We start from the raw sequence: 12,419 nt of genomic DNA on the forward strand, positions 1-12,419 counted from the left end.
CGTTCAAATACGCCAGCATCCCGCCACTCCTGAAATCGGCGATGAGCAGAGCTTGACGAGCATATACCGGTGGCATTCAGCGCATTCCACTGGCAACCCGTCCTGAGTACGAAGAAGATGGCGTTCATTGCAGCGCGATTATCAACCCGCTTGCGGTGCGTACCCAGAGGATGGTGAGTTTTATGCTCCGGGATGAGAGGAGCCATTTTCTCCCAGAGTTCATCACTGATTTGCCACTTGTTGCCTGCCATACGTTGCCCTCAGAAATTATCGTTATTCATTATATTATACGATAATTCCTTTTGGGATAGGCTCTAAATCCTTCTTGAAGTTAGAAATTAATTCAGCTAGAGAATCGGCAAGCTTTAAAGCGACCTTGTAGTCATAATCTATGAGAATTACCTGTCCGAAACTACCTTCCTCTGTTGGACTTAAATCAACGCAAATTAAACAAGATGAACAGTCATCCGCAATTGGGATTCTACTTTTGCCGAAGGTATACTCTTTATCTATACCTTTATCGGTATAACTGAGTACGTTTCCATCACCATCATGGCTATAGTTTTCTACAAGGCTTGAGGTCTGTCCGATAGAGAGTAAAGCGACGCCATAAGCAAAATTTGCTTGCTTCTCGGGGTCCTGCCCTTTAGATGTTTTGTACAGTTCAACTAAATCTTGTGGTAGCTCTCTACCCACATTACAGCGAAGCAAATTTATTTCTTCTTCCGACGCTGGCTCTAAGAACGCATCAGCAACTAGTGGTGCTTTATTAAGTATTTCTTTTCTTACTTGCTCGAACATTAATTTTCCCTCGTTTTCATTGTAATCTTCGGGTTTGAAAGAATAAGCTTCAAAATCGAAGCGATGGTATTAATCTATTTCTTCTGCACTGCTCCAACTCAAATACCAGAAGTCTTAGTTAGAATGAGTACTAGTTATGCGGAACATAGGAAACTCGTATTACCCCTATTAATTAGAGGTAATGCGAAATGCGGTTAACTTGAGCGAGTATGAGCAAAGAAAGAGCCGTTTCCTAACTTCTAAATTTCTCTGTTTCATGGGCATATTTGGGTCGGAGAGTTTTGACTGCTCATCACCGTGTTGCGCGCATTAGTGTAAAACTGGTAGATTAGAATTTTAATAAAATAAATGTTACATCTCTAGATTTTGAACGAATAACCCTTCACGATTCTTATACTTGTTAACGGCTCTTATATCAGTAGAAACGTAATCACCACCTTTATTATCAACTTGTCTAATCTCGTATCCTCCGCAATGAACAGAAATATTCGCTTCTATTGAATGCTCATTTTTTGTTTCACCATTTACTTTCTTTGCTGACGAAACCCATTGGAAGCAAAACCTATCTTGATTATCTAAATATTCCGTAAGAGCAACTGATGTCCCTTTATCCACTTCGAAATAATCAATTGATAATATCTTGGATATGCCAGGATATTGGTAAGATGGGTTCTCTACTGTTGGTTCACTTAGTTCGGTTTGATTAGCACAGCCAGCAATAACTGATAATGTCGATGCCATAAGTAGTATTTTCTTCATTTTTGTTCCTTGTAGATGATAAAATTAGCCCCACGATCTATTAACGCTTTCGATAGTGGGGTTGTGTATGTTTATCTAATTGTTTACGTTTTGAAGGTCACGATAATCAACAGACTCATCAGCACTTGAGATGCTTGCTGCCTCACCGAACATTGCTATGTAAGCACTTGGGAAAGTCAAAGCGGCCCCTGCTATACCACAGATTAGAACGAATTTTCCTACGCCCTTACTTTGTGGTGAGCTTTCTCGGCTATTCCATGCCCAGGTTGCAAGGCTAATGACAATCATTGCAATACCAATCCATAAGCCTATGGTATATGTAGCACTACCACCTGCAGCTGAAATTGCATCCACGTTTTTTGCAGCTTGCTCTAGCTTTGTTTCATTGGCTGCCATCGTAGTTACAGAGGTTAGTGCTAGAGCGATACCCAGGGCACCGGACCATTTCGTTAGTTTATTCATAGTTACTCCGTGCTATCTCCTTCATCGAAGATATAAGTTGTGTTAGAAGAGAGGTTTGCCCGACCAGATGAGTCGAGTGTTATTGGGTCCACTGTGTCACTAAAGGTAAATACCTCACCCACTAGATCTAAACCACCGTGGAAAGTTAATAATGCGCCAGCTATTGAGAAGGATATTGGCCATAGAACAGAAACATCATTATCCGCTTTGTTTGCTTTGTACCAACCGATGAAACCAAACACGACAAGACCGAGGCCAAGTACTGCTCTCAAATTCCAGAGAACTGCAATCCAAAGTCGAACATGTTTAATTACATTTATTCCGCCATCTGCAATGGTGGAGTTATGCGTTTCTGAAGCGAATGAACTACTGGATAATGTGTAAACAAACATCCAATACCACTTTTTCATCGAAGCGCTCCAATACAGTAAGTATCTGAACAGATTGTTCCGTCAGCCGAGATTTCTCTAACAGTTCCAATGAAGTCGTAGTATTTTCCTTTTTCTACGGAAATAGTTCTTTCGCCAGAGGTCTTGGTAAGATTTACGACTAGCGCACTGTTTAGGTCCTGCGACTTAGTGATCATTGCGTAGTCAGGAAGAAGAATTCGCCCATCCTTGTATGTTACTCCCGTACTTGGAACTACCATTTTTGGCGCTTCTATTGGCTGTACTACAGTCGAGCTAGATGCTATTGCCATCGTTGGCTGTACTACTTTGCTATTTACTTCTGTATTTTTACCAATATGTTGGGTGGTAGTCTTAGCAACCTGTACTGCCGTTGGCTTTGTAATCGATTCTTTAGCAGGTTTTACAACTTTCTTTTTAGACTGCTGAGAGCGTCGAAGGTTGGCTAGTTCAGTCGGCGTGTACTCCTGGCGTTCTTTATCAATAAAGTATTTGCTGCCAATAAGTAAAACTCCGTCTTCTCCCTCACCTTTAATGTTGGTGACTTTATGGTTGCCAATTTTTGATTTGAACGGCTCACTTTTGTAAAGAGTGATGTAATGTGGAGAGTTATCGGATCTATCTGGTGCACGTACAGCAAAAACCCCCTCAGCAATCTCATCCACAACGTTGAATTCTTTTAAGCGTTTACGCTCACTACTTCGCGCTGCTTTCGTATGTCCGTTTGAAAGGCTATTGTTTAATTTAGCAAACTCGCCTTCAAATGAATTTACATCGCTTTCCAATTTATCCAATCTATTGGTTAAACTAACGTTAAAAGTTTCTTGAGCAGAATTAAATTGATGATATGGCTTCAATCTCATTGTAATTGAGTCATCAATTTGTTGCTGTAAGGTCGAACTGATCGTCTGTGTAATATTCTGTGACGCAGCTTTCGAGGTTGACTTCACAATCTCACTTTTTTGCTTACCAAATTCATCCTTTACTTTGCTAGGAATGTCTATTTTAGTAATGATTGATTGAGCGATTTCTTGTCTTTGTAATTCAGTGATAGCACCAAACTCTTCAGACTTAGTAATCACATCTATTTCAGTCTTAATGAGTTCAGGCAATGATTGCCTGAGAGCGGTGATCTCACGCTCAAGATTTCTCTCTAGCTTTTGTATTTCTTCTACTTTGGAAGGGCCTCCAAAATCTGGTATCAAACCCATTTTATGTGCAGCTAAACTAGCACCACCAACAAGCAAAGTAGCTCCTACGACATAAACGAGTAACTTTACTTTTGGCTTTGCTGAGCTGCTTTGGCTTTTATTCGCTTTGCCAGCATTTGCGTCTTGAGCTTCGTTATCGCTCATGATGATCGCTCCTTGTTTTTAATTGAATAATGTATTATATAAAAGATCTAAATTAATTCCATAAACGAGTTTTGTTGTCACTCGGGATTGATACATTTTGCCCAATATTCGATTTGCGAATTTCAGAGCTTAGGTCAGTTTCTTCGGAATTAACTTCTGTTAGTCTATTTTGCTCCGCCATCATCTTGAGAAGATCGCTCTGATTCGGAGTTTGAATTTCATCCGTTTCTTGTACTTGATTCTCAAACAATAAGTACATAGTTTGACCTTTCGGTATCTCTACCTGAACAGGTCTTCTCGCATTATCGTATAGGATAGGTAAAAAGCCTTGTGCAGCTTTGGCGATACTATAAACAATTCTGTCTCTCGTATTATCAATCGCACCTGTCGAAGTTGTTGTTTCCCCATTTGATGTTGTCACTGTCGTATCAATGAGTGAATCCAAAAAACCTGTCATAAACAAACCAGCAAACATGCCACCAAACCTCTGGATGTAATGGTGGTCTACTTCACCTTCTATAAGCGCCTTTTCAGTTTCAGCAGATAATACCCAAGCTTTTACAGGGATTTGTTTCCCATCTCTAATAACAGACGTTACAGTTAAGGCAACACCTGGAGCTTGTTCTATAAGCTCCATTTCACCGAACGCAATACTACCTTCTGCTTTTCCGGTTAATAAACGAATTCTGATTGGGCCAGGAATGTCTGAGTCGATAGGCAAGGTGGTACGGGCATAAACCAACTCACCTGCATCAAATACTATAGACTCTTGGTCTACTTCAACTGGTGGCTGTCTATATTTTTCATTAGAGGTTTCTTTTTCATTGTCCGTATACCCAACTGTGTTTTCTTTCTTATAATAATTAGGATGAATCCCCATTTGAGTCTGACCTCCATCAGAACGATACAATGCTGAGGCCACTTCTTGTTCTGCATCACTCGGGTCAAAAACGAACTGTGATGTTTTACTATAAATGTCAGCCTTCTTACTATAAGTGATTTTGTACTTTTCGCCTGTATCTGGTGCGTAAGGGAGACCTGAAAATAATGCTTGTGCACCTTCTGATATCTTTTTTTGTCGCTCAGCTTCTAATTGTATCAACCGCTGACGCTCAGCATCGGCTTTGTCGTTTCGATTCTTTATTTCTTGAGCCTTTAAACTCATTTTAGTCGTTGCTAGTTCGTTTCGGAGATCTTCTAGCTGGCTTGAAGTTTCTATATCTTGTTTAGGCAACGGTAATTTTACGTCTCTACCTGCACTATTCTCTTCTGTATCTGAATTTGTCTTTTTAGACTCAGCATCTTTGCCAGACTTAACTTCTTGCCCCAGGGGATCAACCTCCTGCGACTTAGGCTTGTCAACTTCGGTTTTTGTATCTGGTCCCGTTGCTGATTCTTGTACGCGAGTTTTACTGATATGGCTCTCGCCATTAGTAGCAGCCTGTTTACGCGCGTTCTTCTCCCTTTCTTCGGTTTCTTTAGCGATAGGTGAATTTTCAGGAACACTGATTGTCCCATCAGTTGAGTTCTTAATCACATCGTCAGTTTTAACGACAGGTCTACCTGCTGTTTTATCACCTTTGCCCGAAAGGTCTTCTGTAACTTGATTGGAAGCCATATAGATTGCGTATCCAATCCCTCCGGCGGCTACTACAAACAAACCTACAACGATTGCTATTTTTTTTAATTTCATCGGTGAGAAGCCTTATAGTTCACTTGTATCCACAAACGCTTTTACTTTCTGTCGACCATCGCTAAACCAATAGAATGAACGGGGGTAAAGTTTGTAAAGGTTGTAATCACCGACACTTCCCTCTCTTACCAAAGAGCTACCTTTGCTTCTTAAAATGGCTGTTGTTCTGATATAAACAAATTCATTATATAAATAGGCTTGGCCATTGATTCCTTGCAATTTAGTTTCTTTGGCACCAGGCACACCTGTTGTCGTACCTGAAAGAAAAGAAAAGAATTCTGGACCAGCTTTATCAAGATCTACACTTGAAGTAGAACGGTATTGTATTGGCTTGGCGTTCGGGCCAATTAGTGGAATGATCACTTGTCTTCGAGAATTGTAGTAATCTGTTTTTTCAGAACTAATCATGAAAGGAATAGTTGTATCTAAACCCTTCAGCTGAAACCAGCCCGAATGAGTTACTCCAGGTAAACGAGCTTCCAAGCTATATGCGTTACCGGGTGTTTTTCCAGCCTCGAAGGCTCCCTGAGCTCCTAGCTTAACATATACAATAGGCCAAGGAGCTCCTGTCTGGTCGAAAAATGAAATAGACCCAGGGAAGCCAGGGTACACCTGCAAAATTAACTCCTGAGGTAGTGAAGGATCGAATTTAATCGTATCAATTAGACTTTCCGGGGGCCTTACTAAAAGTTTATTTTCTGCAATTAGCCTCTGCCTTTCTATTTTACGCATCCTTTCAATAAAAGCAGGGTCGGAGTTCATTTTCTCACTTTTAATGATGTCATTCTTTTTATTCTCAGCCCTCAGTATCTCAAGTCTGTCTCTATTTTGGTAATTACTCTGGAGTTTCGAGTATTCTAGATCTGTTATGTACGTCTGAATTGCATTTTGTTCATACACCTCAAGTTCACGCATGTTAATCAATATATTTTCTATACTTCCATATTTCTTTAACAATGCATCCGCAATTGCAGCATGACTAACTTGGTTAGTTTGATTAGCTTGAGAAAACGCCGACAATGACAACACCACCGCACTTACTGTTAAGCGGAAATAGGCTTTCAGAGAGGAGATGTTTCTTGAGTGCATTGGTAATCCTTGAAGTTTAACAAGCGTAAATATATTTCATTTATGTATTAAAAACAACCCTACTCAGACAAACCTAACGATTGTAGTGTTTTCTCTACAATATCACTGACTTCTTCGTCGCCGAGAGGTTCTGATTGGAGTTCTTCTTTAGGATATTCCAATATGTCCTTGACTTGATTGATCGCCGCCTCTGTGGCTCTTTCAGCATTAGGCTCATCTAAACCAGCTAACAAATTTATATCTATAGTAGTGCCAGATATAGTGCCTTTATTGTTCTGCTGAGCGCTTTCAAGAAATGGATCTGATAGGTTAGATGAAACATATCTACTGTTATAAGCGATATCCAACTCGCCGTATGCATCATTGTCAAAATTAGCAAGGTCTACTTCGGAGGTCTCTTCGTTCGTACCTAAATCTTGAGTGGATAAATATGCTGGTGGCGAAACAAATTCTTCGCTAGTACTGTGCTCAAAGGGGCCTTCGGCATAGAAGTTGTTGTACTGCATAATTGAATCAAAGTCGTGTTCTTCTTCAGGCCAATCCTCATCACTATAGGTGTTTTCAAAGTCATTAAAATCGAGTTCATCATTAAAGGCTGAAACTTCTTCATTATAAGCCTCCATAGAGCCCATAATCTGTACTTCAGCATCTGTTTGTGCAAGACCAACAAGCTCTTCATCGAATACATCTACTGGTGATTCTTCAGGTCGTATTTCTTCGACTTCTTCAATGGCGCTCTCCGTTATCAACGTTGCGTCTTCTTTAATTATCCCTAAACCAATAGCCATCATCATTTGTTTAGAGATGTTTTCAGTTAGGTTCAATGCTCTTACTTCAGTTAGATTATTTTTTAGCTCTAAGAACTCCAACATTTCGACATTGCTATCGATATAATCGTTGGCCTGTTGAACATATTCATTGGATTTTACTAACTGTTGCCTCTTAGCCGTTTCTACCTCATCATCAGAAGGCTCAAGCACCTGAGCAAAATAGTTCAAACGAGAAGTTTCTACATCAGGGAAGTCGAGTTTTAATGCTCGGAATGGGTATACATCACCACCAAAAATGTATAAGCCTTCTCCAGGTTCAGCACTAGCAAGCATCTTAGCGTTTACAGTATCTTTTTCTTCTACTCGGACATCATCGTTATCATGGACCGCCCCAGCCAAATTATTCTCTATTCTATCCTGACGGGAACCAAACACTTTGCCAGTTCGACCAAGCGCCAACTGTAACGATTCACCATGGTCTTCATTTTTAAGAATGAATTTATTGTTTAAGTTGCCCATTAGTGCTTCATATTCATCCCGGCCGCAAACCTTCTGGAACATTCCGGCTGTCTGTGCTCCAAAAAGAACGTGAAAACCATATGAACGAACCAAGGCAACAATCATGTAAAAACCTTTAACCGCATACATTCCGTACTCATCAAAGAAAAGTCGTACAGGATATCTAGCACTGGAAGGCCTATTGTCTACTGTAGTAATTCGAGAACCTTGTAGCTTGTAGCCAGCAGCTCTCATCAAAATAGGCCGTAATCCCTGCAATAGAAGCCTACCCAATGCTGCAACGGAATCGGGGTTTTTGGCAATGGAAGGAAGAAGAACTAATAATACTCGCCCCCCTAAGCATACATCCGTCATATTTACTTCCGAAAGTTTTGTCACGAATATATGCCCCATGGTTTCACTCAGGTCAGCCATGGTTTCACTAATCATCATCACACAATATGTGTGCTGTTCATCTGCTTTACTATTAAGATCAAGGTTGTCTATCTGTTCCTCAGTCATATCAAATATGGCATCACTAATAGAAGGCAAGGTTTTTAAATATTGCTGGAGTGGTTGTCGGTACTTTAAAGGCACATCTTTTCGCGCTGCCTTTTTGAGCATAGTTTTAATGACAAGAAAGTTTCGAACCACTTCGATGTTTAAATCTAAGCCTTCCACATCCCTTTCGTAAGCAAGATACTGATATGCTCCCCCAATCATAGTAGAACTACGACCTTCCCAAAAAGAGCTATCCCCTCCATCCGTTTCACGCCCTAACCCCATGGTTATAGTCTTCATCTGGTCAGGGGTTCCCGCATTTAGAATATTCATGTTATTCGAAATGCGATCGTCGTCGTGCATGTTAGTAGTATCTAAGGAGTCCATGGGAGTCAGAAAATTGAGAACCAACAAATCGTGGAGTCTATCTAATCGTTTCAAGATAGCGAAAATTGTCCAAAACAATTTTATATCTGCCTTACCATCAACTATGACTGCTGATGTTCCTCCTGGCTGGAGAAGTGCTTGAAATAGCAATGTCAGTATAAGTACAGTTTTACCCGAGCCCGTACTGCCCATGACGAGTGTATGTCTTGTTTCCATATCCGGGTTGGATACGAGTAACCTACGTAGAAAAAATTCAAACCCGAATATTAATGTACCGTTTCCTCTTTTACGCTGGGGAATAAGATGGCCAGCTTTAACTGCGTCTTTTAACGACTCCTTTTTTGAAATAAACTGCTCCCACTCCGGCGCGTCAAAAGGATATTCATGCTTCTCTCTTGAGTTTGTAAGCTTCAGACAAATTGCAAATGCAAAAATAAAGTCCCCATTTTGAGGGAACATAAACAAAGCAATCCCGCATGCAGCAATTAATAAAGGAAATGACACATTTACTGCTGACTGTATTCGCATCCACATAGTGCGAGAATCACGATGAAAGAGCTCTGGGTTATTCAGTTCAGGGTTTGTGTTTAGAACCGACTGCTTCTTAAAACTGGCCATACTAATCAACTTCCTTGTACTGCTTCATTAACTCAGGAATATCCTCATAAGGGTCATTGAAGACTTTCTCATCCTTTTCTATATCGACACCTAGTGACTTTAGAATCTGTTTTGCTTCATTCTCTCGGCCATCAGCCTTTTTCTCTATCTCGCTGAGATCAAATAATCTACTAAATTCATCCTCATCCATGTTCAGGAGGTCTTCTCCTTTCTTACCTGCTGTTAATATTCTCTCTGCATTAATGTGAAGGTCTTGCACTGCTCCTAGGACACTTGGAATTGTCATTCGAAATCCGGCTTTTCTTTCCATAAGAAAATGCGAGCGAGTACCACTTGCTTCTAAGAAAGGCGTTTCTCTGCCGATAGACTGCAATACCATTCCTAAATTTCGGTCATGCTTAGTTACCCAAGTAAACTCGTTTCCTGCAATACGGTTTACATCTTTAAAGAGAAGCATCAACGCCCAGATTACAGTAGTAGAATAAGCATGCTTCTTTGTTACCATTGCATAGAGGATTTCTTCGAATGTACGGGTTGTCTTTCCATCCATTTTTTCCTTAAGCTGTGTAAGAACCTTTCTTTCAATACCGTTAAATAAAAGTATTGTGTCTTCGATGCTGCCAGCGTAAGGGACGCCATCATTCAATAAAGTTGTTGGACGAAAGCCACCTATTATCGCTCCTCCTCTCTTAAACTTATCCGCTTCATTACCCTGTTTATCTACATATTCAATTGGAATGGTTTTCCCATTATCATCAAACAACCGTGCTAGTTTATCTTCCGAATGTAGTTGTTGCGGTAAAGGACAGAGGAGAAGCCTCTCTAAGCTGATAGTCGCTGTTCGAGAGCAAAACTCTATTGTTGAGTCTTTCGGGTTCTCGCAGTAATAGAAGTAACAAATAGGCCTAAAATTGCTAACAAACCCCGTTTCTTTTTGCATTTCTTTGTCACGTTCTATTTCATCTAATGTGACACCCAAAGGAGGATTTGCTGTGAGCATTTCGTAAGGAGATACACCCATAGCGTATCGGTTTTCATAGTCAGAGCGATTTTCGAAATTGTAATCATGTGAATAGTCACAAGGGTTTTCACCCTCTAAACGTTCTTTATATTTAGGAAACATCCAGCCAATGGAATATCCCATCAATTTATCGTAGAAGTTGGGCGGTACTATACGTTTTAAATGAGGATGAACCTTGGAAGCAGCCCGTATCATTGATTCAACGTTGTGTTCTTTTCTGGTTTTAGAGCGTATTGAATATTCTTTACAACCTAAGTAGATCAGAGCTAAAGCGAAGGGCCATTTAAGTATATTTCCGAAAATAGAGTCGTAAGCTCCAATATACTCGGGTGTAATCATCGTATAATGCAATTCTAATATTTGATATAGCCCCTCCTTAAACCCCCATCCTTGAAATCCTGTTAGCCAAGAGGTAGTTACAACCACGAGGTTCTCAAAAGCAAAAAATGTAAACATCTGAGCTATCTTTAGCATTCTCCACACAAAAGCAAGTATGTGGAAAAAGTGCGCGTAAACCCCGTAACCCATACCTATTGCTAATGCTAGAGCTAGGGCGACTGAAGCATTCAACTCTGATTCTTTTTCTGGCGTACGCTGACTCATAACTTAGGAATCCTTAAAAATTATGTTTGTGTCATCAATACGTCGCTCTTTAAGAATCATTTTTAGAGAATCATACTTTCCTTTGGTCAATGGAATGGGTAACACAAGCCGTGCCCTTAGACCTTTTCGATGAAGTATAAAGTTTACGGTTATGACGAAGTAGTAATAGAGGAAGACAACACATCCGAAAGTCGTTAAAACTTTTGCCGAAAAGTTCTTGTCGGAAGCTGTTAACGATTGCATAGCTTGAGTTATTTCGAAGGTTAAGACGATACTGATCACACAAAATATGACCGAAGCTCCGACAATCGCTTGCCCTACTAAATGTGACTTAAGTACTGGATGTATCGTTCTGAACTGTTTCCACATTCCGATATATGTGACGAATAAACTAAGTACCGGAGCAAGAAGAGAAACTCCACCTGAAACAGGCATTAAGAGTAATGAAAGATACTGTAGAAATATTAAAGTTAACATTTTTGCACCGTTGCTTTTAATCCATTTAAGGCATATATTTTTCACATCATAGCAAATTTATCAACGGATGGAATGGTTTTAGCTAAACGAAAACAACCAAATCTAACATCTCGTTCAACCCTCAAAATCAAATCAACCAAACAACCAAACACCAAAAAATATGGCATTGCTTTTCATCCGTAAAAGACATATATTTTTGTGATTATAAAATATGTCATAGGTAGTAGTAGTTTGGAGTCACTGTTAGGAAGCAACGTCATTTTGTTTTCTCAAAAAGAAAAAGAAACTTTATGCATTATCTCGAATGTCGAATATGGACGCCGTGTTGCTGAGTTACAACTATCTTCGGCTGATAGCTACAAACCTGTTTTGAGTATTCTTGTCTCTATTGTCGATAGTAACCATCCAGAGTTGGACACCCTCGATCGCTGCTTCCTTGTTAACTCATCAATCTCTACAGATTCCATTGAATTAACAGAGCTTTTAGAAAAGTTTAAAAGCTCAACCCAGTCATACCAACAAACGATAGAGATTGATGGTGTTGAATTTTCCTATCTGCGCAAGGAAATAGAAAGGTTACAACTAATAGGATAAATGTAATGGAAAACGAAGAGTCTGTTGGCTTTAAATCAGTTACCCAATCTGCCGAGTTAATTATCCATGCAGGGTCTTCTCCCATCCCAGGAGAAGTCAGAAGCCGCCTAGAAAAGATACCAAGTATAAAGCCAAGACCAGCGCGCAGAATAATGGGTGTGAAATTGGCTGAATTGGGTGTCAATAGAAACCCTTATGTTGCAAATAGAGCAACTAAGGCTTTACTTGCACTGACTTCAATTACGTGGGGCCTCACCCTGCTTTTATTGACTGGTTCGCTGGTTAATTTTTACCTGCTTGAAAGAATAAATATCAGCGCTACCTCCCATGACGCAAGGATTGAGCCTACTGGCAAGCCTGTACGCATCGGTAACTTGGATTAGA

12 protein-coding genes are annotated in these 12,419 nt (G+C 40.1%); 2 read left to right on the forward strand and 10 right to left on the reverse strand.

Going from position 1 to position 12,419, the window contains the following annotated elements:
- The 10 genes from R7Q46_RS12735 to R7Q46_RS12780 form a co-directional block, all read right to left on the reverse strand.
- A partial coding sequence (locus R7Q46_RS12735; RefSeq protein WP_206937370.1) for a transposase occupies window positions 1–251 on the reverse strand: 251 nt, incomplete at its 3' end.
- Between the two features lie 34 nt (window positions 252–285).
- On the reverse strand, window positions 286–801 hold the full coding sequence (locus tag R7Q46_RS12740) for an SMI1/KNR4 family protein (RefSeq protein WP_203347280.1): 516 nt from the start codon (window positions 799–801) through the stop codon (window positions 286–288).
- Between the two features lie 351 nt (window positions 802–1,152).
- Window positions 1,153–1,560 (reverse strand): hypothetical protein, encoded by a 408-nt coding sequence (locus R7Q46_RS12745; protein ID WP_025767067.1) that lies wholly within the window; start codon window positions 1,558–1,560, stop codon window positions 1,153–1,155.
- A 75-nt stretch (window positions 1,561–1,635) separates the two neighbouring features.
- Complete coding sequence (locus R7Q46_RS12750) at window positions 1,636–2,022, reverse strand: hypothetical protein (protein WP_025634012.1); 387 nt, start codon at window positions 2,020–2,022, stop codon at window positions 1,636–1,638.
- Between the two features lie 2 nt (window positions 2,023–2,024).
- Window positions 2,025–2,432: a hypothetical protein gene (locus R7Q46_RS12755; protein ID WP_025634011.1), complete on the reverse strand. Its 408-nt coding sequence runs from the start codon at window positions 2,430–2,432 to the stop codon at window positions 2,025–2,027.
- Window positions 2,429–3,784: a hypothetical protein gene (locus R7Q46_RS12760; RefSeq protein WP_025767068.1), complete on the reverse strand. Its 1,356-nt coding sequence runs from the start codon at window positions 3,782–3,784 to the stop codon at window positions 2,429–2,431. The genes R7Q46_RS12755 and R7Q46_RS12760 overlap by 4 nt, the downstream gene beginning before the upstream one ends.
- Before the next feature lie 52 nt (window positions 3,785–3,836).
- Window positions 3,837–5,477 (reverse strand): DotG/IcmE/VirB10 family protein, encoded by a 1,641-nt coding sequence (locus R7Q46_RS12765; protein WP_203347292.1) that lies wholly within the window; start codon window positions 5,475–5,477, stop codon window positions 3,837–3,839.
- A gap of 12 nt (window positions 5,478–5,489) precedes the next feature.
- A complete protein-coding gene (locus R7Q46_RS12770) occupies window positions 5,490–6,566 on the reverse strand; it encodes a DotH/IcmK family type IV secretion protein (RefSeq protein WP_025634007.1) in 1,077 nt (358 codons plus the stop codon).
- Window positions 6,567–6,625: 59 nt separating this feature from the next.
- Window positions 6,626–9,340, reverse strand: coding sequence for a type IV secretion system DNA-binding domain-containing protein (locus tag R7Q46_RS12775; RefSeq protein WP_206937375.1), 2,715 nt, complete (start codon window positions 9,338–9,340; stop codon window positions 6,626–6,628).
- Between the two features lies 1 nt (window position 9,341).
- Complete coding sequence (locus tag R7Q46_RS12780; RefSeq protein WP_025634005.1) at window positions 9,342–10,964, reverse strand: hypothetical protein; 1,623 nt, start codon at window positions 10,962–10,964, stop codon at window positions 9,342–9,344.
- 708 nt (window positions 10,965–11,672) lie between these two features.
- Between R7Q46_RS12780 and R7Q46_RS12785 the strand changes: the two genes are divergently transcribed.
- Both R7Q46_RS12785 and R7Q46_RS12790 read left to right on the forward strand, forming a co-directional pair.
- The gene (locus R7Q46_RS12785) at window positions 11,673–12,035 is read left to right on the forward strand and encodes a hypothetical protein (RefSeq protein ID WP_025634000.1); all 363 of its coding nucleotides are present in this window, start codon (window positions 11,673–11,675) and stop codon (window positions 12,033–12,035) included.
- Between the two features lie 5 nt (window positions 12,036–12,040).
- The gene (locus R7Q46_RS12790; RefSeq protein WP_025633999.1) at window positions 12,041–12,418 is read left to right on the forward strand and encodes a hypothetical protein; all 378 of its coding nucleotides are present in this window, start codon (window positions 12,041–12,043) and stop codon (window positions 12,416–12,418) included.
- The last annotated feature ends 1 nt before the right edge of the window (window position 12,419 follow it).

The organism is Vibrio sp. 811, assembly GCF_033339195.1.

What these genes read in the sequence shown, in the direction of transcription:
- R7Q46_RS12740 (WP_203347280.1), bottom strand. Translation starts at nt 801, where the DNA reads ATGTTCGAGCAAGTAAGAAAAGAAATACTTAATAAAGCACCACTAGTT.
- R7Q46_RS12745 (WP_025767067.1), bottom strand. Translation starts at nt 1,560, where the DNA reads ATGAAGAAAATACTACTTATGGCATCGACATTATCAGTTATTGCTGGC.
- R7Q46_RS12750 (WP_025634012.1), bottom strand. Translation starts at nt 2,022, where the DNA reads ATGAATAAACTAACGAAATGGTCCGGTGCCCTGGGTATCGCTCTAGCA.
- R7Q46_RS12755 (WP_025634011.1), bottom strand. Translation starts at nt 2,432, where the DNA reads ATGAAAAAGTGGTATTGGATGTTTGTTTACACATTATCCAGTAGTTCA.
- R7Q46_RS12760 (WP_025767068.1), bottom strand. Translation starts at nt 3,784, where the DNA reads ATGAGCGATAACGAAGCTCAAGACGCAAATGCTGGCAAAGCGAATAAA.
- R7Q46_RS12765 (WP_203347292.1), bottom strand. Translation starts at nt 5,477, where the DNA reads ATGAAATTAAAAAAAATAGCAATCGTTGTAGGTTTGTTTGTAGTAGCC.
- R7Q46_RS12770 (WP_025634007.1), bottom strand. Translation starts at nt 6,566, where the DNA reads ATGCACTCAAGAAACATCTCCTCTCTGAAAGCCTATTTCCGCTTAACA.
- R7Q46_RS12775 (WP_206937375.1), bottom strand. Translation starts at nt 9,340, where the DNA reads ATGGCCAGTTTTAAGAAGCAGTCGGTTCTAAACACAAACCCTGAACTG.
- R7Q46_RS12780 (WP_025634005.1), bottom strand. Translation starts at nt 10,964, where the DNA reads ATGAGTCAGCGTACGCCAGAAAAAGAATCAGAGTTGAATGCTTCAGTC.
- R7Q46_RS12790 (WP_025633999.1), top strand. Translation starts at nt 12,041, where the DNA reads ATGGAAAACGAAGAGTCTGTTGGCTTTAAATCAGTTACCCAATCTGCC.